Below are 22,323 nucleotides of genomic sequence, written 5' to 3'. Positions count from 1 at the left end.
ACGTTGTTGTATAAATTTACTCAATATTATTTAAAAACTGCATCTTTTTACTTTCTAGATTTTCGATGTTATTTTTTAATTCCTGCAATTTATTTTTAAGTAGGTGTTCAATTTTAGAAACTTGTAAATAAACCTGCTGAACGTGAGATTTAGATTTCGAAATTTTCTCCTGAACAATAAAATCGAAAATGAGTCCGTCGAAAAAATAATCACCAAAAGTGTTAAAGCTACCAATATCGATGCTGCCATTAACCCGATCTGGAATATTTACATCTTTTAATTCTCTGGCAAAATTATCAAGAGAAAATTGCGCTTTAGAAATGCCAGATTTTGCCTCGTCTATCCTGCCATGCTTAATTGCAGTTACAATTAAACCACCACCAAACATCTCAAAAGTTCCCCAACTTTCAGCAGATTCCAGCTGTTTAAAGGTTTCTTTTAGATAATGCAGTGCAGGTTTTGCAGCTTCTATGGCTTCTTTTGTTTCTTGAATTTGTAGCTCTAAATATGCAATTTCATCTATAATTTGTTGCAAATTTTTGGAACTGTCATCTTGTAACGAGAGTAAAAATTCTTCTTTCTCTTTAGCTAGGATTCGATATTTTTCTTCGGAATTTTTTAAAAGATCGATCTCTACCTGAAGCTTTTTGATGTTTTCTGCGATTAATTTAATTTCTTCGAGTGCTTCATCATATTGTAATTTCGCTTTTAGATACTCTTGGCGTTCTTTTTCCTGTTTTTCTTCTTTATTGCCTAAAATGCTATAAAAAAGAGAGCTTAAACTAAGTTTTTCAAGCTTTTCAACATCTCGAAGTTCTTTTTCAAGAGTCTTTTTTAATTGGGCACTACGATTTTCTTTTGTATTTAATCGCTCTTTGGCCTCTAAAAAATGAGCTCGAAATTTATCTAATTTCGACTTTAATAAGGCTTGTTTTTGAAAGTCTTCCTCTTTTGGAAATTGCATACGTCAGAAATTTTATACAAAGCGAATGCTTGATAAAATATAAGTAGCAATTTTTCAGGAAATGTTACAGCTGAATCCACAAGCCTGTAGCAATCTTAATAGTAATTGAAGTCGAAAAATTCTTAAAATAATGCATCAGGCTTAAAGCGAAACTATTATTTATTGAGAGGTTGAAGTTCAGAATAGGTTTTAAAATTATTTAAAATTGCCTGCCAGCCCTGCTCTTGTAATTCTAAAGGGTTTTGATCTTCAGCCTCAAAAGTTTCAATAACCTTTGTGTTTGTATCATCAATTTCTTTAAATTTAATCATAACGTGGCGACCATCATCCAGTCGTTTTTTGATAAGTTCATTTTCTTTTATTTCAGTATAAATTCCAGAAAAATCGAAGCCTTCGCTATTATCCTTGGCTTCCATACGCCAAGAGAATTTACCATCGGTTTTTAGATTATTTTTTGCTGAAGTACAATGCCAATCCTCTGAAGCATAATTCCAATTTTCAATATGTTCAGGCTTTGTCCAGTAGTTCCAAACAAAATCTACCGGTTTATTAATAAGGGTTTTTACTTTTATCTGTGGTTTTTCAGGCTTCATTTTGGTGAAATATTTTCCTGAAAATACTGAAAATCAATTTTATTGATATCGATTTTTAGTTCGATTTAACGCTATTTTGTGATTCAGCTTTTAATGATTTTGGGAGTACTGCTTTTTTGCCAGTAATAATCGATTAATACCCTCAACTTTTTCTAGAGCCAAAACTGTAAAATTAGATGTGTTTTTAAAGAACCCTATCAAATTTTGACCTTTATCTCTGGTTTTTCTATTAAAACCAAGATTAAATAAGATCGAATTTTGACAAATTTCGATAAGATTTTGGCAAAATTCTTCTGAAAGGAAAACATCAGGAATTTCAGTATCAATAAATAAATCTACAATAATAAGATCGTAGATTTGCTTACTGTTTTTTACAAAACTCAATGCATCTTCATTATAAATCGTCAAATTTTTGATTGCTGAAATATCAAATTCGGTTTTAGCAAGTTCGATTATTTTTTTGTCGATTTCTACAGCGTGAATACTTCCGCAGAAATTAAATTTTTCCTGAAGTGACCTGGCTATGCTGCCACCACCCAAGCCTAAAATTAAAACCGAATTTATTTGTTGAAAATCGACATTTTTTAAGCCGTTTTCTAAAACTTTTTGAAGCGTCCCGTAAGAATAATTGGCGTTTTTGGTGTCTAAAACTTTTTTACCATCAATCCATGTAATTTCCAGTTTTCCACTAAAATCTGAGTCTTTTTTAGAGGTAATTGGCCACAGATAACTTAATATTTGCTTTAGTTTACTCAACTTTACTTTTCTTTTTTATTCCGCGATGTTCTATAAGTTTAGCGAGTCCTATAGCTACTAAAACGGAAATACATGCAGTAGTTCCCAAAGCGCCGCCAAAACCATTAAAAAACTTGCCCGTGTTTAAATAAATAAGGCTGAAAATGAACCCAGAAATGGCCACATAGATCCATTTAGCCATAATATTTATCGAAACCATCCCAACAAAAGAAGCACCAATAAATACTAACGGAATTTGTTTTGTAAGATATTCTGAAAGAAAATTAGGAAAAAAATAAAAGATTAAACCAACAATTAACGAGGGCAGGGCAGAAGCCCTAACTGCGCCCTTGGCTTTGTGATTATTAATAAACCAGGTGATTAAAGCACCAATTATTCCGGTTACGATAAGAATAAATGCTTCCATTAAAATATAAGATATACGATTAATGAAGATAATGCCACACCACCAAAAGCAATGGTTCCTAATTTTCCGCCAAAACCATTAAAAACGTTTTTGGCTGCAACAAATAATGCTCCCGTTAAAAACGCGCTAAAAATGATAAAAGTATGGCCTAAAGATACTGCAGGAGCCGTCATTCCTACAAATGCACCGCAGTATGCCGCAACCGGTACTCTTTTTATCCATGTTTTTTTTGGGAACATATTAGGCAGGTACGAAACTAATGTTCCTGTAAAACCAGCGGCGATAACCGAGCCAAATTCTAGATCTACGCTAATAAAATAGGTAAGTAAAGCGCCTAAACTTACGTAAACAACATCCTGAAGATCATCTAGAAAATGTTCTTCTTCCTCAATATTTTTATGGTAATAGGCATAGGTAATTAAAGCTGTAGAGACCAGGATTCCCAATATTAGCCAAAAATTGTTCACTTTTTCAAACAATATCGACATGAGAAAAGCCAAGTGACAGCCTATAAATAAGAAGAAGGCAATGATTCTAAAAATCTTTATCAAAACTAAATTTTTAGCAAAGATAAGACCTCAAGATTAATTGATTAAATCTAATTTGTACCCTATGTTTTATACGCTAAACTGCTTATTGAATGTTTTAGCTTTTTGTAACAGATAAATACTATAAATAAGGCTTCCTACAATAATTAATTTATAAATAATGCCGCGCATTGCGAGATTTGGATCTAAAATAAAGTTGACGGTATACAAACCTATGATCATGCCTAAAGGGAAAACGCTAAAAAACATAGGACTTTTTTTAAGCAACAATCCGCTTATTACAAAGCCCAAACCTAAAATAAGGTTTATAGAAATCGAGAAAACATCAACTTCTATAGTTGAAGACAAAATGGAAACCAGAATAAATAAAAAGTTATATCCAGAGATTAAAAATAAGATTTTTTTGCTGCGGGAAAGCGCTTCTTCAGCATCACTTATCACATTTTTTTTATTGATAAACTGGGCAATATGTATTGATTTTTCCTGAGTACTCCCGGTGAACGGAAACCTGCAATTGGTACAATTGGAAACATTAATTTCCTGAGATTCTTTGCAGGCAGGGCATTGGATAGATGACATTTACTGTTCGCTTTTTGATTGAATTTTAGCCGAAAATTGGAATAAAAAAGAAAATGCCAACAGATCATGTTTATCGCCCTACTCGATAAACGTCCCTATCAGCATTTCTCATTGCAAATTTAGTATGCTTACATAGTATTTCAATACGGTTTTCCGTAAAAATTGCAGCTGTAAGTGTTAAATTTTTAGATAATTTTAAGATCCTTCGCCATGCTGATTAATTGCGGATTGGTACGTGCCCCAAAGTCTTCTTTTAATTCTTTTAAACGCTTTTCTATAGAACTTTTACTATGCGGGTAAATACCATTTTCTTTAAATTTAAGATGAATTTCTTCTTGTGTAAACCCCTCAGATAAAAGCTTTAAAATGCGTACTTCATACTGAGCTATTTGTACAATATTATCTTGTTTTAATGTGTCTTTTAAAGATTTTGGTAAATATTTTTCATTCTTGTAAACCTTTAAAATTGCATCTTTAAGGTTTTGCATTCCGTTACGATCTTTGCAGATATAGGCATCAATTTTTCCAGACTCCCAAAGTCGTTTTACCGTGTTTGGATGATCTTCTACAGAGTGTACAATAATTTTTATGGAAGGGAAATCGTTCTTTAACTTCCAGATAAGTTCTTCGCCATTTTCAATTTTTTCCTGCCTAAAATCCTGTTTAAAACTAAGATCACAAATTAATAATTCAATAGGATCGCCATCAAGTTCAGCCTTTTTACATTTCAAAAATGCCTGATCACAATATTGTGTGTTTTCAATTTTAAAAACTCCTAAACGCTCAAACATTTGCTGTACCGCCAGGTTTACACTATCTAGATCTTCTGCTATTAAAACGTGCTTAAACATAAACTTGGTTTTAATTGGGTTTAGTTAGGAATTTTAATTCTTGCTGAAAAACCAGCATTAGGTTCGGTTTCAAATGTAAAACTTCCATTCACGTCTTTAATACGGTTTTCCGTATTTGCCAGTCCAGACATTTTTTTTAAGCCAGATTTATCAAAGCCAATGCCATTGTCTCGATAATTAATTTCTATAAATTTTTTCTGGTTTGCAAAACTTAAAATCAAACTTGAAGCCTTGCTATGCTTTCTGCTATTAACCAGTAATTCCTGAAGCACCCTATAAATGGTAATCTTTTTGGTTTCTTCAATCTGGTTCCAACTGATATTTTCAAAACCATTGGTGATTAATTTTATATGATTTCCGCTGGTTTTTGAAATCATGTAAAACAGATCTTCTTTAAAATTTTGATTGGTTTTTATAGCTGCGTTTTCTCTGGAAATATCTCTGGTACGGCGATATACGTTTTCTAATTGGTCTAAGATTTTGGCGTGTTTTTCTTCCTGAAGTTGCGCCATAATCTGGTAAATATCGTTAGCCAGCTCGTCGTGAACTTTTTTGGCTAATTGTTTTTCTGTTTTATAGCGCTCGTTTAGTTTTTCTCTTTTATGTTTTTGCTGAAGAAAAATATAAATAATCACTCCTAAAAAAAGAAGAAGTAAAATCGCAAAAATGGCTACTAATTTTTGATTTTTTTGCTGTAATAAGTCGATTTGTTGTTTCGCTGAAAGTTCCTGTAAATGATCTATTTCTACTAACTTTTGCTCTTCGTCGTATCTAATCTTAGCGAATAAATTTTTGGCATTTATTCTGGCCTTCTTTAAACTATCACTCAGTTTAATATAGTCTTGGGCATAAGATTTACTTGAGTTTCCTTCCGAAAGATCTACTAAATGATCCAGGGCAAGAAGAATATCATCTTCAGACTTTATGCTCTTTGAAGTTTCTAAAAGCTTTTCAGCATAAATTTTAGCGAGAGGAGATTTTTCTCTTGTGTAGATAGAGGTAAGATGGGCATAACTCGCTAATAACCCAGAATAGTCTTTCCAAGCTTCTCTTTTTTCAGCAATGATTTTTAGCGAATCAATTTCCCTGGTTCCATTGCTTAACCACTTATAAAAAAGGTGGTTTTCTTTAGCTCTAGCCCAATTGATACTATCCTTGGTGGGGATTTTAGATATTTCTTGCCAGATTTTTAATGCTTTTTCGTATTCTTTCAAATCGGCATGTATCAGGGCCATATTGTTTAAAATTGTGACCTTTTCTTCTGAAGCAGTAGAGTGATCCAGCGCATTCTGAAACTCTTTTAAAGCTTCTTTACGGTCGCCTAAGCGCCGATAAGTAATCGCTAAAGAATTATATAGACTAACCAAAAATGCCGAATCCTTGGTATGCTTCAGTAATTCTAAAGCCCTGGTATTACTTTGCTGACTTCCGGCTAGATCTCCCAGTCTTTCCTGGGCTATCGCAACTTCAACCAAACGTTTACCTGCCTTAATAGAGTCACCTCCTAAAAGATAGTATTGTTGCGCTTTGTACATGTTCTCAAGAACATTTTCATAATCTTTTTTGGCTAGGAATGTTCTCGCTTTTCTGTAATAAGACTGAGCAATAAGTAAGGTGTCCTTGTTTTTGAGCGCAAGATCCCGCATTTTGTTCGCAAAGAAGAAAGCTGAATCGTATTCTTTTAAATACTCAGAATAATAGATTTGATGATCTAAAATATAAGGTAGTATGGTATCTGAAACCTTCGCTTCTTTTGAAGCCAGCCGGTAAAATGATAATTTTTGAGAAATATCATCTGCTTTTTTTCCTTTTTCAAATAAAGTATAAGCTCTATCTTCTTTGGGTTGCTTGTCGAAATTGTTTTCTTGCCGGCAGCTAAAGCATAAAAACAGAACAAGAAATAATAGAATTTTGGATTTTGAAAGCATTAGGCAAAAGTAAAGTTTTTTAAGCGGTGCCTGCTGAAAAATTTTATGCTAATACGTTAAAAAAAGACATGAAACAAGCCACAATATGAACAAAATAATGTGGCTTGTTTTTTTAGGAAAACTTTATGTTATTCAGAGATATTTTTTAAGACCTCTCTTTTAAATTTTGGATCTTCGGTTAGCAGCCCTTCTAGATCTTTATTTAGCTGAAGACTATAATCATTTTGTAAATGAGTCTGGTGAACTTCAGGGTTTTTCCAACGCTCTATCACAATAAACTCATTAGCGTTTTCAGCGTTTTGATAAATATTGTAGCCTAAATTACCTTCGGCATTTCTAGCCTTTAGGATGGCTTTGCTCATAGCTTCAATAAATGCCGTTCTTGTATCTGGTTTAGTGGTAAACCAAACAATGATATTTTGCGTATTCTCTTCAGCAGCAACATCTTTAGTGGCTTCAGCAGGGATTTCAGCAATTTCATTTAGTGTGGTTTCATGCAGCATATTCATAGTAGCGGCAGGCGCAATACCTTCAGTAGATCTGGCATAAACGCTTTCTTCATGATTATTCCATGCTTCTTCGCTATTATATCGTTCTACCAGGTATACGGTGTAACTATCGTCTTTACCAAAAAGCGTAAAAGAAATATTGCCTTCTTCTTTTCGGGATTGTTCAATATTAATGCGCATTAAGGCTAAAAAGCTGTCGTATCCACCTTCTCTTAAAGGTAATTTCACCAATTTCTGAACAGTTTTTTGTTCCTGAGCGCTAGATAAATTAAAACTGCCAACGATTGCTAGCAGTGCTAACAAAGCTTTAAAGTACGATCGTTTCATATTTCGATATTAATGGTTCCTTCTTATAACGAAGATACTATTAAATAGAAATTTGTTTTTAAAGCTTTGTTAATTTTGATTTTCAGAACGGTTTCGAGTATGAAAAGATGGGGTTCGGTTTATCAGGTTGTTTCCGCAAAAAAATATAGTCAAAAACATCGAATATCGATTGAGGATGTTTTCGCAGTTGATTGAAGGCGTTATAGGGAACTCTTTCCCAATTCTATGTTTAATTAGCATTCTTATCTTTCCTATGATTTTCAAACATTTCGATTATAGCTTTCAAAAAACCAAACATACCTAAACTTAAAACAATAAGTCCAACAGATAAGTCTTTTAAAAGACTTTCTACACTATTATAATAACCAATTAGGCCAAAAGTTAGAATAAGTATAATCATAAAACATATTGAAAGTATAAAAGCTTTCCCTTTTTTTGGATTCTCATAAATTTTTTTCGAAAAGTTATTTTGAGTTTTAGTAGTATCTTGTAAAGAGGAAAAACTTACTGCAAGTCCCAAAAAAATTAAAACATTATTAAAATTTTGAAGAATTAAATTAGGGTTCTCCTTTAATTTGTCCATCTCTAGTAGATACGGACTAAATGTAAGATAGAGACCAATTACCATTAAAGGATATTGCAAATAGCTTAAATAATGGAATGTAGTTTTAAAGTTCATATTTACATTGAATTTGTTTCATTTTCTCGAATTCAGTTTTGTCTTAATTCTCTTGACGGCAATGGATAGTAACGGAAATATCGCGCTACAAGAAATTTCAACTGAAATCAAAGCAATAAATACAGGTTTATTCTAATTAATTAAGAATACATAAAATAAAATTATAACTAAGATAATAATCACTAAAATTAGAGCAATCGAAAGACCTTTAATAAAATTAATGTAAAATTTTAATTGTTCGTTCGATTTGTCTATTACGATTTAATTTTATGGCGCGCCAACGGTTTAGATTTCGCCTATTTGCCATGAAGCGGTGTTATACCCTAGCTCTTTGTCTAATTTTAATTACAAATTGTATAGGGACTTCCACATTGCATATCTGGCTCAATCCAACCTTTATATGTCTTATTTTTATAATTTAATTTAGCATTCGCCCATCTATTTTTACAATCTAAAATTTGATAAAAGTCAGGTGAATATTCGTGCAATTCCATCTTTACTTTGGAATCAAAATCTGGTTTTGAATAAAATTTTAATTTTCCCTCAGGTTCATAGTTTCTCGCATAAAACCCAACGTCTTTACTTTTTTTTATCCATCCAGTAATAGGGTTTGAATCAAAAGATTTCTCGATTATTACCTTCAAGTAATTTTTGTTTACATCCAATACTTTAAAAATTAGAAAGTTCTCTTTCTTTTGGTCATTCTGTAGTTGAGCAATCAACTGACCGCCAGGATTGCCCATTACATTTATAATTCTATCCGATTGCCAATCTATTAAACCTTCACAATCACATTTTTGTGCTTTGAGAACAAATGATGTTAGGAATAATAAAGTCGTAGTTATAAATTTCATAGGAGCTTGTGCGCACAACGGTTTCGGTTATCGCAAGTTGCGGAAAAAGGGACACGGATTTGTCGGCTTAACCTTTTCTTACCCGTTTCTAAAACTACACTTTTTTATTTAAAAACCGCTATTTGTGATGAGTTGTTGTTAGCTGTAGTGTTAAACTAAAATCAATATTTAGCTAGGTCGATTGTAATTATGTAGTATATATATGAAATTGGGATATTTAATAGGACAATCAAGACTGTTATTAAAATCTGTTTTTGATGTCCTTTTGTTGTAAAAAGTTGATAAAGTAGTCGGAGCAAAAAAATTGTATTTAATGGGATTGCTATTATGAAAAAAATAAAACCGACAAATGCATATAGCATTAACTCTGTTTGATAAAACAAAAGGAAAATGATTGTTCCAATAGTAAAAGATCCAAAAGCTACTTTTTGGCCAATATTAATCAGTGGTAAATTTTCTTTTTTTAATATCACTATTTTCAAATATTTAAGTCTGATTTTCTTTTACCGAAATATTTCTAACAATACAACCAAACGGTTACGGTTACTGCAAGTTGCGGGAGTAGGGACACGGACTCGTCGGCTTAACCTTTTCTTGCTGGGTTTCTAAAATTATAATATGTTATTCAACAACCGATATTTGTGATTAATCTTTGTTACCTGCTGGCGTTTTCCTTTTAATTTAATATATCTAGATTAATAACTAACAGAGAAATTAAAATTAATCTCATCAATTATAAAATAAGAAGGAATAAAAAGACAAAAATAATAAGACCAATTCCCCATTGAGTTAAATTTCTGTCATGCCACCGTCGTTCTTCTTTTTTGTTCTTTTTAAGTCCTTTAACCAACCTGTTTCTTAATTCAGGGTAATTTCGATACGCCGAGGAGGAAATCTTATAAGTAAAATCATCCCCTATTAAGGTTAGATCCTGCCATTTTCTATGAGCTATGCCTTGCCCTGCATTTTCTTTTTTAATTTCAGTGTAGGACTCTATTGTTGATAATAAGATTCTTCTCTTATCTTTTCCCGTTATTGTTTTAATAATTAACTCTTTCTGGGTAATTATCAATACTGGATAATTGTAAAAATGATAAATGCATAAGAGACTTAATGATAAATTAATTAGCCCAATTACTAAGTGAAATCTTTGATAGTTTATATAAAACAAAAAAATTACACCCAATAAACTAGTTATAATTATTCCTATTAATAAAAGTATCACTTCAGAAGTTTTGGTTTTTGATTTTATCATTTTTATTTCAAATCATTATTTAGCTTGCAGGTAACATTCTGGATTCTCGTAAGTAGCGGAGTTAGAAATGCGGAATTTTCGGTTTACCGTCTTTTATTTTGGTAATAAAATTACATTTTTTCTACAATACCAGTAATTTAAGATGAACTCCTGTTGGTCTGCATTTAATTACATTGTAAATTCAAAATAGTACGATTTTTTATTTTTTTCATCATACCAATAATATTTGAAATATTGATGGTTTTTATTCCAGGAATAAAGATCCAATTTAGCAATTTCTTCCTTGTTCCACCAACTAAAATTATGTTGTAAACCGAAAGCACTTTCGGAATGTTCATCTTTTTCCAAGTGATGTTTTTGAATTATTTTTTCTGAAGTTTCTGCATCACAATTGAAAGAGAACATATAATCAGAATCAATACCAATAATATCGTCAAAGCAATAAATATTTTTTATGTCAGGTGTTATTTCTAATCCTAAAAATTCTCGTAATCGCTTCTTATTGTTTTCTGTATCTGCTTTGTCGCTATTAAATATTGGAAAAAAAGATTCTTGGACTTTATCTTTTCCTAACTCAATTTTTTCAGTGGCTTTTTCTTTTGTAGTATAGCCAATTTTCTTCATTTCTCGCCTTATATTTTTGCAAGAAAATATCCCAAAAAGTGATAGTAGAATTAAATATTTAGTTCTATACTTCATTATTAAATGTTGCCCAAGAGTTTCGAGTATGGACTGTTGCGGTTTGATTAGCCAGGTTGTGACCGCTTAAAATGAATATAGCTAAAAACATAGAATATCGATTAAGTGTTTAGCTGCAATTGGCTATATGGGGTTTTATAATTAGTTATTTTTATATTTTTTCTGTTAATACTTTCGGTAATATTTTTTCCAAAATGAATTTTTGTTTTGGTTCAACAACTACAAATTTCCAATCAGACATTCCATTTTCTGAAATTCCAAATGCATTTTTAATAGAATGTATTTCATAGAATTCAGTTTCCTCATTAAACTTTACATTTTCTGAACCGAAAGTTTTTTCTAGTTGTAGTTTCGTTAAGTTTCTAGTCAGTGCTTTTTTTTCTTCATTTCCACCTTCCTCAATATTGTTGAATTTCATTTTTATATTATATGAATAAGTGATCTCCGAGTAATAATTGTCATTAATTTTTTTGGGTTCTCCGTATGAAATATCTTTTGGTTTGTCCATTTTAAACTCCAAGTCAGGATTATTATAAACCTGTTTCATTAGGGTAACCATTTGATTTTTTGGTATAATTTCAAAAAAATCAGGAAGCATATAATCCATAGATTTTTCAAATTCTTGATTTAAAATCAAGTTGTTATATTCGACGAAATCTTTATTTAAGTTTACTTGGTAGTTTTCGTTTGTTTGACTAAATGTTAAATTCGAAACTATAATCAATAGGATAAATATTCTTTTCATTTTTCGATTTTTTTAATAATTAATGCTAAGGGTTTCGAGTATGACAGTTGCGGGTTGATTATCCAGATTGTGTTCGCTTAAAATTAATATAGCTAAAAACATACAATATCGATTTAACAATTAGCGGTAATAGACCAAACGTGTTATTTTTTGTTGGCTTTTTTCTAGTAATTCATTTAATAGTTCGATTTCGATAATTTTTGCTTTTTCTCGAAACTAAAACTCCATTTTTTATTTTTAATTATGTTTTCGAGTCGAAATAATTCTAATTTAAACTGTTTCTTCTATATTATATAATCTGTTTAGATGAAAAATTGATTGTTTGAAGTCTATTTTTTTAAAACAAATTTCAGATGTGCATAATAACCAGAATTGGTGTTCTGAGTTTAGTTTTCTTTTTCAGTTTACCCAATAAAATTTGAATTTTCAATCAGCCGCCTTTATTTTTCTAATAGTATTTACGGAATAGATAAGTCCGATAGATGCTTTTCCGGTTTCCATTTGAAATTTAAGTTCATTCCCGTGAATTTCTATAACTCTGAAAATAGACAATTCAGGCTTAGTTATTTGTCCTTTAAAGTTTCCATAAACTACCTCATCCAAAAACTCAAAATTTAGACGTTTAATGTTTCCTTTACTTTGCTCTAATATTTGACGAGTAGAAATTAAAGTATGAGCGATTTCACTTTTAATTTCAAAAACAGGTAATTCATTTTCGCAGAGCTCAAATTTTTCAATCAAATTTTTATCATTATCATCCGCAATTCGTGAATATCTCCAAGAATCAATATCCATTGCATTTCTGTTGATTGAAGCAATTGTAATATTTCGGATTGATCTATCGGTTTTCATTTTTTAACTTCCATATAACTAATGTTTTGCACTATGTTTTTCGTCGTAGTTTTTTAGAAATCTTGTTACGACTTTCTGGGAGTTTTTAAGTAATTTTTTGGCATCTTTCGATTTGCCAGAAACACTAAAATTAAAATTATCGTAGCTAAATTCATCTCCCTTTTTTTCATCGGGGTTAGAGTAGCTTAGTGTAAATTTAAATTCTTTGTCATCGTTTGTATTTTCACTTAGCATTTCCAACATTTCATTCCAGTCAAATTTTCTTAAATCTTCAATATCGTCTGTTTCCAACATAATGGCAGTGACATTGTGGGTAGTTTTTACAGGTTTAGATTCTTCTGTTTTTTGTTGAGCAAATGCTGAAATCGAAACAATAAATAATGAAGTAAAAAGCAAAGATCTTAGAGTCATATTTTCTGAAAATTGAGATGAAATTAGCAGTTTTGTATAACTGAAACTTAAGCGACTGAAATTAAATAATTTATAGTTAAATCGCAATTTTATTGCGAAAAAATCTAAATTCATTGCTTCACTATGATAAAAATTAAACTTAAGTTAAAGTTTAAAAATGAGGTTTTGAGACTCAGTTCCTTACGTTTTAAAACGGTTTTTAACAATAAAATTACGCAACCCATCTGCCCGTTATCCATCTATACTACGAAAACCAAAAACCAATTTGTTAACCTTAAAATTGAAAAATTACAATGAAAAAATTTGGTGTTTTATTATTTGCCTTTTTAGGCCTTGTATCTTGTAGCGACGATGATGATGCAAATGTAGATCCGCCTTTTGAAGGGCAAACAGAAGAGTATGATTTAGGAGCAGTAGGTGAATCTGGCGTTTCTGGAACTGCAACTTTCGATGAAAACGAAGATGGTTCTGTTACCATTACTTTAGATCTTGAAGGTACCACTGAAGGTGCTATGCATCCTGCACATATTCATTACAATTCTGCTGCTGAAGGTGGAGACATTGCGATTAGCTTAGAGCCGGTAGATGGAGATACCGGAATTAGCGAAACAACTGTAAGTATGTTAGACGACGAGGAAACTTCAATTTCTTTTGAAGATCTTATCGACTTTGATGGTTACATTAATGTTCATGCCAGTGCAGATGATCTTGAAACTCTTGTGGCACAAACCGATATTGGTGGAAATGTTTTAACAGGAGAATCACAATCTTACGATCTAGCAGAGGTAGACGTTGAAGGTGTAAGCGGTACGGCTACTTTTTACGAAAGAGAAAATGGTGAAACTTTAGTAGAACTGGCTTTAGATGGTACTACTGAAGGTAATACTCATCCAGCTCACATCCATATGGGAGCGGTTGCAGATGCTCCTGGTGATATTGCCATTACGCTAACTTCTGTAGATGGAGCAAGCGGAATGAGTCTTACCAATGTAGCAAGCACAGATGGTACAGAAGATGAAGAGGGTACTAGTGTTTCCTATGAAGATTTAATTGGATTTGATGGTTACATTAATGTACATGCCAGTGCAGATGATCTTGATACTCTTGCAGCGCAGGGAGATATAGGAGCAAATGCTACTGAAGAATAGTACGCTTTTAAATTTTAGATTAGATGAAAAGCCTGGCGCAAGCCGGGCTTTTTTCGTTTTTAAATAAATACGGCAATTGCCCTATATTTTATAAGCTAGCCGCTATATAGTTTTACCAAAAAACTAATAACTAAATAATTATAATATGGCACAGCAAAACATTTTATTAAAGTCGGTAACCAAGTTAATGCTAATTTTTTCGATTATATTTTTGGTGGCCTGTTCCAAAGATGACGATGGAGGGGATGGTGGTACAGCTGCAGATGGTACTGTAGTTGCTAAGGTAGACGGAGATGATTTTCAGAGTTTTAAAGAAGGTACAACTGCAGCAAAAGCAACAGGAAATGCCGGTACAACATTAACAATTTTAGGCACAGATGCCAGTGGTTTTGCCATAAATCTAATTATTAATGGATATGAAGGTGTAGGAACCTATGATATTGGTGGAGAAAATCTGGTGTATGTTACCGCCACTTATGTAGAGGTAGATATTAATAATCCTATGAATAGTAAAACCTTTGGCGCTCCTTATGGTGAAGGGGAACTAGCAGGAGAAATAAGTGTTTCTGAAGATGAAAATGGACATTTAAAGGGGACATTTTATTTTGAAGCTTCAGATGATCAAAAATCTGCTTTTAGAAATGTAACCGATGGTTCTTTTAATGTTCAAATTCAATAAAAAATAAGATGAAAAAATTACTATTTATAGCATTTTTATGTTTCGGTTTTCAGCTTAAAGCTCAGGATTTAGGAGAATATAAACCATTGATCACCAAATTTAAACTGAACAAATTCTCTGATGCCAATAACCGAATTTACATCAATAAATTCAATGTCAATTTTCAGTTGTATAATGAGATGATCGACCATAAAAACGGTGGAAAAATGTGGCGTGGCGGAGTAAAAGGTGACGCTACAACCAGATTGGCCGTTGGTTTACAGGGAATTTCTGAAAAAGATCTTCAACAAACCGTAGATAAACTTTATGAGGAATTTATAAGTGATCTAAAGGCAAAAGGATTTACAATAATTACCGCACAGGAAGCTGGTAAAACCGAATATTATCAAGGCTGGAAGGCAGGTAAAGGCGGTAATGTAGAAATGTCTAATATCCCAGGAGTAGTTTCTATAAGCCCAAGTGGCTACGAATATTACTATCAGGCAAATAAGGATGGCGGAAAAAAGAAAGATGGTATGTTTTCTAATTTTTCTAAAATTGGTGAAAACACGAGCCTTTCTAAAGAACTTAATGATGCTATTATTGCTACGGTAGATCTAAGCATCATATTTGTAGAATTAGGTGATAATTGGAATCCTACAGGAGCAGCTAAAATTAAGATTAAACCAAATTTACGCCTGGCAAATTCTTACGGCATTTTAAACGAGAATAAATCCAAAAGTATTTTGAAGCTTAAAGGATCGGTTACTCAGGATAATGTGATGAGTGAGGTGAATTTTATTTCTGGTAAAAGCGGGCCAAATCCTACGGCCTCTTATAAAGCATCGCTAAAGAAATCTCTGGAAATTGATAATGTGGTGAATGAAGATAAAATTGTGAGTGTTGTAGCTCAGGATGTAGATAAAATAGGAAAAGAACTCCCATACTTCAGGCTCTATTCTGCAGAAGATAGAAGTGTAGAAAACCTTCAGGTTATCGATGTAGAAAGTGCAAAATACGCCAATGGCGTGTATTTAGCCTGCAAAAAAATGCTTATGGAAAATACAGCAAATGCTTTAGGGGGCATTTAATTTTCTTCTTTTTGTTACAATGTTTGGGTGTAGGAGGCTAAAAACTTTGGGTTTGAGGCCTCCTTTAAATTAAATCGAGATGATTATAGGAATAATAGTATTCGGGATATTGATTTTGGTTGAAATTTGGATGCTTTTTTTATTCCGAAGAAATGCGAAACAAGCACATCTAAATCGCTTAAAAAACCTTCAGGATCAAATCGACTTACATAAAAAACAGGTTTTACAGCGAGAAAATCAACTTTTAGTCTATAATTTCTTAAAATATAATCTTACTCAATCCCTTGTAATTCAGAAAAATGTATATTAGAACCGCTAACTAAGTATTTTATAAAATCAATGAAACAATTATTAATAGTAATTGTCTTTATTTGTTGCATTCCCCACCTTGTTGCTCAAAAAGCTGAAAAACTAAAAATCGATTCTTTAAATGCCCAACTGATACAGAACTCCAATCTGTCTACAGATTCTTTATTGAGCATTTATCAACAAAATTTAAAAGATGCAGAACGTATAGATTATCCCAAAGGCGTTGCAGATGCATTTTCCCAACTTTCCTTAGTGTATACCTATAAAGCTAATTACGATTTAGCGACAAAATATATGCTAGATGCCATAAATGCTTACGAGGAAATTGGTGATCTTAAAAAAGTTGCCAATACGTATGCCGAGCTTGGTTATGGTATGAAAAGAAGAGACCTGGAAAAAGCCCAATATTACATGCAAAAAGGCCTGAAAATGGCAAAAAGTAAGCATTTTGATACCATTTTAAGCCGAATTTATAACAATTACGGAGTTATAAAAGAATTTAAAAACCAGCTAGATAGCGCCAAATTTTTTTATAAAAAAGGCCTTCAACTTGTTCAGGAAATAAATTATACTGAAGGTTTGCCGTACAGTTATAGTAATCTTGGTGGTATTTACGGGCAATTGAAATTATATGATAGTGCGCGGTATTTTTTTGTTAAAGCAAAAGGCATAAGAACCAAACTTCAGGATAAAAAGGGAATTGCAGAGAATTATACGCAAATAGGTGAAGTTTATCTGGCTGAAGAAAACTATCCGGCGGCTATTTCAAGTTTTAAAAGTGCGCTTCCGCTGGCAATGGCAGAAGACTATCGTTTCCTGGTGCAATATAATTACAAGCAACTTTCTGATGCTTTTAAATTTCAACAAAAAACAGATTCGGCTTTACATTATTTAGAACTGCATAATGCGTATCAGGATAGTATTAATAATCTTGATATTCAGAAAAAAATTGCTGCTTTAAATATCGAATTTGAGACAGAGAAAAAGCAGAATGAAATTTTAAAACAAAAAGCAGAAATTATTTCTAAGGAGCTGGAAGTGAAGAATAAAAACTTTATTATCCTTTGTGTTTTAGGGATAAGTATTTTAATTCTCTTAGCCGGCGCTTTTGCAATAAACAAGCATAGAACTGAAAAACGCCAGTTGGAAAAAGAAAAGGAGCTTGAAATTGCTTTGGCGAAAATAGAAACGCAAAATAAACTGCAGGAACAACGGATTAGAATTAGTAGGGATCTTCACGATAATATTGGGTCACAACTCACCTTTATTATTTCGAGTTTAGATAATTTAAAATTCAGATTAAAAACTGAAAATCCTTTTATAGCAAAGAAAATCGCGGATATTGCTGTGTTTACTTCCAGAACGATTTCTGAATTAAGAGATACGATTTGGGCCATGAACAAAGAAAAGATCTCGATGGAAGAATTACAATCCAGGATATTAGATTATCTCTCGCATGCCCGCAATCTAAATGAATCAATTGATTATAAACAGGATCTTAAAATTAATGATCCAGATTATCGATTTTCGGCATTAGAAGCGGTAAATATTTTTAGGATCATTCAGGAGGCCATAAACAATGCTACTAAATATTCTGGCGCTGCTACTGTTGAGCTAAAAATAGAAGAAAATGAAGAGGATTTTTTATTTCAGGTAAAGGATAACGGAAGTGGATTTGAAACTACGATGAAAACTACTGGAAATGGATTAGGGAATATGAAAAATCGAGCTTCTGGGATAGGTTCTACTCTAAATATTACTTCTTCAGAAAAAGGAAGTAGTGTTACCTTAAATTTCAAAAAATAGGACAATTGCCCTATAGCAAACAGTAGCCATAGGTTTTAGTTTTGGAGAACATTTAAATCTTAAAAATGGTAAGAATAGGAATTGTAGACGATAATTATTTTTTGCTGAAAGCTTTAGAAGAGAAAATCTCTTTTTTTGAAGATTTATCGCATAAGTTTTCATGCAACTCTGGTGCAGAGGTTTTAGAGCAATTAGATCTTAAATCTACAATAGATCTTATTCTTATGGATATAGAAATGCCAGGTATAGATGGTATCGAAGCTACTGCGATTATTAAAAAAAGATATCCCCATATTAAAGTGATCATGTTAACCGTTTTTGATAACGAAGAACATATTTTTAATGCCATAAAAGCAGGGGCAGACGGCTATTTGCTAAAAGATACCGCTGCAGAAGATTTGCATGCCGGGATTCTGGAAACCATAGAAGGTGGTGCAGCCATGAATCCAAAAATCGCTAAAAAGACACTAAAATTATTAAGGCATCCAGACCTTAGTAATTTAACTACTGCAAAAGAACAGATAAGTTTAAGCGATAGGGAAACCGAAATCTTAGAACAGCTGGCCAGTGGTTTAAGTTATACCAAAATTGCTGAAAATCTTTTTATCTCGCCATCTACAGTAAGAAAACACATAGAGAATATTTATAAAAAACTACAGGTGCATAGCAAGCTGGAAGCAGTAGAAAAAGCTCGTAATTACAATATTATTTAGTGGGTTTCAGTCCGTTTAATAAATCAGCAATTACAAAACCTATGGCATCGTGTCTTTCTTCAGCTTTATCCATAAACTGAATTTTTCCCCAACCTCTAACGTCGCAAACCAATAATCCATTGGCATCTTTAATGCTTTGTCCCTGTTGATCGTAAGAAACAGGGAAACTTAAAGTTTCCAGTAAAGTTTTTGTTTGTTCTGGTAATGTCATTTGTTTTTTTTTGCAAAATTAATTGCTGAAGTAGAGTAAATGTTACTTCAGTTTTAAATGAATAGCAGCATGATTAATTTTGGATTAATTTTTAAAATACTACTTAAATTATAGCATATAGATTCCAAAACCTACCTATATACTAAGTTTAGAAAGCATTTAGAATGTTTATTTAGAATTATTATTTGTTAAAAAACGACTAAATTTGATAAAGTAAGTTTGCTTCAATGAAGAATCCCCTAGATAGGTTTACAGAAATTTTTAGTGAGAATACGCATTTAGATTCCAAAGTAATAGCACCACATATAGAGCGTTTAAAGGAGTTGGACAAAGTTTTACCTACCAGTTCTACCTTTTTAATGCTTACCAATACTATAGAGCAGCGTTACGAATATTTTACTAAAAATATAGAGTTAGGGATGGGCGTTACCAGAGACCAGCTTTATAAGGATGGGATAAAACTTTTCCTGGAGATGATTCATCCAGAGGAGGTAGAATTATGGTTGGGAATGATTCATGAAATGACTACTTATATTGCTGAAAACATCAAAATTGAAGATCGCACCAGGTTAGATATTCAGTATAATTATAGAATTAAAGTGCCAAAAGAGGGTAGGTATCTTAATGTTATTGAAAATCAAATCCCGGTTCATTATACAGCTGAAGGCCAGATCGCTCTATGTTTTGGCCAGGTTACTTTAATTGGTCATGACGAAGAGCTTCCCATTCGAGGAAAAATTAGAATGCTAAATAAGAATAATCAATACGAAACGATATTCATTAAAAACTATTCCAAAGAAATATTCCTTGATGCTTTAACCAACAGAGAAAACGATATTGTGCGGTTATTGGCCATGAACAATACCAGTAAAGAAATAGGCAATAAGCTTTGTATTAGTCATCAAACCGTAGATAAACATCGCAAAAACATTCTAAAAAAATTGGGTTTAAACTCTACACGAGACCTGGTTTCTAAATTAGAATATACCGTTTTAATTTAGTGTTGCTTTAGCTTTATTTTAGGAGCTTGCTTTCTCGATATTATATATTTTTGATAATAGAAATTTAAGATGAGCTGCAATAGTTCGTAGCATTTTATTTCAGTCAAAGTATTTTAATAACTAAAATCTCGATAGTGGTATACAATGAGAGATCGCGATAGGATAAAATATTACACAAAATCTGAAGAAAGACTAAACGTAGTTTCTCATGCAATTGGATTATTACTAAGTGTAGTAGGCCTAATATTACTTATCATTAAAGCAGGCCAACTTAGTGTTACGGCGTTAAAAGTAAGTTATTGGATTTTTGGAAGTAGTATGATTATTCTTTACACGGCGTCTACATTATATCACAGCGTAAAAGAGCGAAAATTAAGATATCGGCTAAATATTTTAGATCATGCTTCCATTTACATTCTTATTGCCGGCACGTATACGCCATTTTCTCTGGTGACTTTAGAAGGTATTGTTGGCTGGATTATTTTTTCTGTAGTTTGGGCGCTAGCTATTACAGGTGTAATTTTAAAATTGTTCTTTACGGGTAAATTTCAAACTTTAAGTACCATAATGTACGTAGCAATGGGGTGGATTATTGTTTTTGCTGTTAAGCCGCTAATCAATAATTTATCTCAGGATGGTTTAATTTGGCTTTTTTCAGGCGGAATTTCATACACGATTGGCGCAATAATTTTTAGTATAGATAAACTAAAATATAATCACGCAATATTTCATCTCTTTGTATTATTTGGTACTTTTTGTCACTTTCTGGCGATTTATTATCACGTAATTCCCAATTAAAATTGAATAGTAAATGTCTTCGTAGGGTTAAATTTATTGGCACCGCCAAAGGCTAAAATACCCCGAGGCTTGCCTCGAAATTAAAAATTTGTTTCCAACGAATACCTCTAGGGCTTGCTCTTAAGTAGTTTACGCTATAAAAAAACCGAGATAAAGCTTTAGATTAATATAAGCTTTATCCCGGTGTTCAACCCAAACAACTTAAACCATCTTTAGTCTTTCAGGAACTTTTCCCGAAAGCGCTAAATCTTTTATTCCATAATTTTTTTCTGAATTTTCTCTATTGCGTTTTGGATACTTTTATCGGGCTCGATAATATTATTACTTCCCCAAAAGTCTACATCGGCAAAACCTTCAATATCATCTACCATTACAATGGCAGGTTTTATAAATTCTTCATTGTGTGGTACAATGATATTGGCGATTTCCCATTCGGTTATGGCCATTTCACTATGTACTTTATAACGAGAATTGAAAATTTTATGCTTCCAGTTAACTACAAATTCCAGATCTGCTTTTCCGTAGCCATAAAACCATTTTCCGTTATTCTCACGATAATCTACCTGATATTGTACATTATCTGGATGTACTTTTACACCATTAGGTTTTTTGCTGGTAAACATTTTACTGGCCATACGTTTATTATCAGTATTTAAACTGTAAACTGCTTTCACCAGGGTAAAACTTTTACTATCGATAAATAATTTTCCAAAATACCAGGGCTCTTCACGATTTCTTTGTTTAAAATCTACAACGTAAAGATTGCGTTCGCCAATTTTTGTTGGTTCAGCATACTTAAAGCTATATAAGCCCAATTTATCGGTGTCAAATAAGAATTGTGGATATTTCATCACATCGATATAAAGGGTATTAAAAGGGCCGCCGCGTAATTTTAGGGCAACGGTGTCTAACCTTTTATAATCGGTGCTTTTTCTGGCTTTCAAAATAGCTATATCATCATCTTTGTTAGAAAGATAAGGCTGTTTGTGAAGTTCAGTCACCGCTTCAGATAAAGAAATATTTCTATTTCCTTTTTTTATGGTTTCACGATAAAAAGCTGTCATTAAGGCTTCATCACTTACATAATTTTCATCGCGATTATACATCATTTTTCTTACCAGATCTGTAGCATCACCTTTGGTATAAATATTTACTTCAGCTAATTCCTGCACGCTTTCTTGCATTGCGATAATCACATTTTCTCTTTTAAAATAATCTAGCTGAAGTTCTTTGGTCTGGTAGCCAAGTGCAGAAATACTTATTAAAGCATCTTCCATATCTGCAGGTAGTTTTAGGGAAAATTCCCCATCTGCATTCGATATGGTTGAAATTGTTGTTCCTTTTACATTGATATGTGCCGATTGGATTGGGCTTTCTGTAACCGAATTTATTACGCGTCCTTTAAAAGACTGGTAAGGATCTCCATTATTTTCTGTTAGGAGGCTTTTCGCCGTAACCGGACTCGCCATTAGGAAAGTCAGTAACCAAACAGAAAAACAAAACCGTAGTAGAGTATTGATTTTTGCTTTCATGCTGTAAGGTTTTAATTTAGAACTTATTAAGTTTAACTAAATATATTAATAAATCCTTAATTTAACACTCTTAAAATGTTAAATTAATAACTAAAACCTT

26 protein-coding genes are annotated in these 22,323 nt (G+C 32.3%); 8 read left to right on the top strand and 18 right to left on the bottom strand.

What is annotated here, in order from left to right; genetic code table 11:
* Positions 1-16: 16 nt before the first annotated feature.
* The 16 genes from IIF7_RS03490 to IIF7_RS03410 all read right to left on the bottom strand — a co-directional run bounded on the left by IIF7_RS03490 (position 17) and on the right by IIF7_RS03410 (position 12,956).
* The gene (locus IIF7_RS03490; protein ID WP_084840284.1) at positions 17-964 is read right to left on the bottom strand and encodes a hypothetical protein; all 948 of its coding nucleotides are present in this window, start codon (positions 962-964) and stop codon (positions 17-19) included.
* A 155-nt stretch (positions 965-1,119) separates the two neighbouring features.
* Positions 1,120-1,557 (bottom strand): SRPBCC domain-containing protein, encoded by a 438-nt coding sequence (locus IIF7_RS03485; RefSeq protein WP_084840283.1) that lies wholly within the window; start codon positions 1,555-1,557, stop codon positions 1,120-1,122.
* A gap of 90 nt (positions 1,558-1,647) precedes the next feature.
* Positions 1,648-2,313, bottom strand: coding sequence for a spermidine synthase (locus IIF7_RS03480; RefSeq protein WP_084840282.1), 666 nt, complete (start codon positions 2,311-2,313; stop codon positions 1,648-1,650).
* Positions 2,306-2,719: a hypothetical protein gene (locus IIF7_RS03475; protein ID WP_084840281.1), complete on the bottom strand. Its 414-nt coding sequence runs from the start codon at positions 2,717-2,719 to the stop codon at positions 2,306-2,308. Before IIF7_RS03475 ends, IIF7_RS03480 begins: the two co-directional genes overlap by 8 nt.
* On the bottom strand, positions 2,719-3,186 hold the full coding sequence (locus tag IIF7_RS03470; RefSeq protein WP_139801257.1) for a hypothetical protein: 468 nt from the start codon (positions 3,184-3,186) through the stop codon (positions 2,719-2,721). Before IIF7_RS03470 ends, IIF7_RS03475 begins: the two co-directional genes overlap by 1 nt.
* 150 nt (positions 3,187-3,336) lie before the next feature.
* On the bottom strand, positions 3,337-3,846 hold the full coding sequence (locus IIF7_RS03465; RefSeq protein WP_084840279.1) for a hypothetical protein: 510 nt from the start codon (positions 3,844-3,846) through the stop codon (positions 3,337-3,339).
* Positions 3,847-4,031: 185 nt separating this feature from the next.
* Positions 4,032-4,697, bottom strand: coding sequence for a response regulator (locus IIF7_RS03460; RefSeq protein WP_084840278.1), 666 nt, complete (start codon positions 4,695-4,697; stop codon positions 4,032-4,034).
* 20 nt (positions 4,698-4,717) lie between these two features.
* Entirely contained in the window at positions 4,718-6,625 is a 1,908-nt protein-coding gene (locus tag IIF7_RS03455; RefSeq protein ID WP_084840277.1) for a tetratricopeptide repeat-containing sensor histidine kinase, read from the bottom strand.
* A 128-nt stretch (positions 6,626-6,753) separates the two neighbouring features.
* Positions 6,754-7,461: a putative quinol monooxygenase gene (locus IIF7_RS03450; protein ID WP_084840276.1), complete on the bottom strand. Its 708-nt coding sequence runs from the start codon at positions 7,459-7,461 to the stop codon at positions 6,754-6,756.
* Positions 7,462-7,690: 229 nt separating this feature from the next.
* Positions 7,691-8,044 (bottom strand): hypothetical protein, encoded by a 354-nt coding sequence (locus IIF7_RS03445; protein WP_245801503.1) that lies wholly within the window; start codon positions 8,042-8,044, stop codon positions 7,691-7,693.
* Positions 8,045-8,481: 437 nt separating this feature from the next.
* On the bottom strand, positions 8,482-8,994 hold the full coding sequence (locus tag IIF7_RS03440) for a hypothetical protein (protein ID WP_084840274.1): 513 nt from the start codon (positions 8,992-8,994) through the stop codon (positions 8,482-8,484).
* 733 nt (positions 8,995-9,727) lie between these two features.
* Positions 9,728-10,249 (bottom strand): hypothetical protein, encoded by a 522-nt coding sequence (locus tag IIF7_RS03430; protein ID WP_084840272.1) that lies wholly within the window; start codon positions 10,247-10,249, stop codon positions 9,728-9,730.
* Between the two features lie 168 nt (positions 10,250-10,417).
* Positions 10,418-10,873: a hypothetical protein gene (locus IIF7_RS03425; RefSeq protein ID WP_245801502.1), complete on the bottom strand. Its 456-nt coding sequence runs from the start codon at positions 10,871-10,873 to the stop codon at positions 10,418-10,420.
* Positions 10,874-11,099: 226 nt separating this feature from the next.
* On the bottom strand, positions 11,100-11,693 hold the full coding sequence (locus tag IIF7_RS03420) for a hypothetical protein (protein ID WP_084840271.1): 594 nt from the start codon (positions 11,691-11,693) through the stop codon (positions 11,100-11,102).
* 426 nt (positions 11,694-12,119) lie between these two features.
* Positions 12,120-12,545 carry a hypothetical protein gene (locus tag IIF7_RS03415; RefSeq protein WP_084840270.1) on the bottom strand — a complete coding sequence of 142 codons (426 nt, stop codon included), beginning with the start codon at positions 12,543-12,545 and terminating at the stop codon, positions 12,120-12,122.
* 18 nt (positions 12,546-12,563) lie between these two features.
* The gene (locus tag IIF7_RS03410) at positions 12,564-12,956 is read right to left on the bottom strand and encodes a hypothetical protein (protein WP_139801256.1); all 393 of its coding nucleotides are present in this window, start codon (positions 12,954-12,956) and stop codon (positions 12,564-12,566) included.
* A 293-nt stretch (positions 12,957-13,249) separates the two neighbouring features.
* On the opposite strand from IIF7_RS03410, the gene IIF7_RS03405 reads away from it, so the two are divergent.
* The 6 genes from IIF7_RS03405 (at position 13,250) to IIF7_RS03380 (ending at position 18,681) form a co-directional block, all read left to right on the top strand.
* Positions 13,250-14,104, top strand: a complete 855-nt coding sequence (locus IIF7_RS03405; RefSeq protein ID WP_084840268.1) for a CHRD domain-containing protein — start codon at positions 13,250-13,252, stop codon at positions 14,102-14,104.
* A gap of 145 nt (positions 14,105-14,249) precedes the next feature.
* On the top strand, positions 14,250-14,783 hold the full coding sequence (locus tag IIF7_RS03400) for a DUF6252 family protein (RefSeq protein ID WP_084840267.1): 534 nt from the start codon (positions 14,250-14,252) through the stop codon (positions 14,781-14,783).
* An 8-nt stretch (positions 14,784-14,791) separates the two neighbouring features.
* Positions 14,792-15,853: a hypothetical protein gene (locus IIF7_RS03395; protein WP_084840266.1), complete on the top strand. Its 1,062-nt coding sequence runs from the start codon at positions 14,792-14,794 to the stop codon at positions 15,851-15,853.
* A 79-nt stretch (positions 15,854-15,932) separates the two neighbouring features.
* A complete protein-coding gene (locus tag IIF7_RS03390) occupies positions 15,933-16,163 on the top strand; it encodes a hypothetical protein (RefSeq protein WP_084840265.1) in 231 nt (76 codons plus the stop codon).
* A 29-nt stretch (positions 16,164-16,192) separates the two neighbouring features.
* Entirely contained in the window at positions 16,193-17,968 is a 1,776-nt protein-coding gene (locus tag IIF7_RS03385) for a tetratricopeptide repeat-containing sensor histidine kinase (RefSeq protein WP_084840264.1), read from the top strand.
* Positions 17,969-18,033: 65 nt separating this feature from the next.
* Positions 18,034-18,681 (top strand): response regulator, encoded by a 648-nt coding sequence (locus IIF7_RS03380; protein ID WP_084840263.1) that lies wholly within the window; start codon positions 18,034-18,036, stop codon positions 18,679-18,681.
* Here the strand turns inward: IIF7_RS03380 and IIF7_RS03375 are convergent.
* Positions 18,674-18,892, bottom strand: coding sequence for a hypothetical protein (locus IIF7_RS03375; RefSeq protein ID WP_084840262.1), 219 nt, complete (start codon positions 18,890-18,892; stop codon positions 18,674-18,676). The genes IIF7_RS03380 and IIF7_RS03375 overlap by 8 nt on opposite strands.
* Positions 18,893-19,119: 227 nt before the next feature.
* Between IIF7_RS03375 and IIF7_RS03370 the strand changes: the two genes are divergently transcribed.
* Together IIF7_RS03370 and trhA are read left to right on the top strand one after the other, a co-directional pair.
* Positions 19,120-19,893 (top strand): helix-turn-helix transcriptional regulator, encoded by a 774-nt coding sequence (locus IIF7_RS03370; protein WP_084840261.1) that lies wholly within the window; start codon positions 19,120-19,122, stop codon positions 19,891-19,893.
* A gap of 144 nt (positions 19,894-20,037) precedes the next feature.
* Positions 20,038-20,691: a PAQR family membrane homeostasis protein TrhA gene (gene trhA, locus IIF7_RS03365; RefSeq protein WP_084840260.1), complete on the top strand. Its 654-nt coding sequence runs from the start codon at positions 20,038-20,040 to the stop codon at positions 20,689-20,691.
* Between the two features lie 251 nt (positions 20,692-20,942).
* Here trhA and IIF7_RS03360 read toward each other — a convergent pair whose 3' ends face one another.
* Entirely contained in the window at positions 20,943-22,223 is a 1,281-nt protein-coding gene (locus IIF7_RS03360) for a carboxypeptidase-like regulatory domain-containing protein (protein WP_245801500.1), read from the bottom strand.
* Positions 22,224-22,323 lie beyond the last annotated feature (100 nt).

Origin of the sequence: Zunongwangia atlantica 22II14-10F7, assembly GCF_002094855.1 — a bacterium.
Taxonomy (GTDB): Bacteria; Bacteroidota; Bacteroidia; order Flavobacteriales; family Flavobacteriaceae; genus Zunongwangia; species Zunongwangia atlantica.
This window is presented reverse-complemented; position numbering and strand designations above follow the sequence as displayed.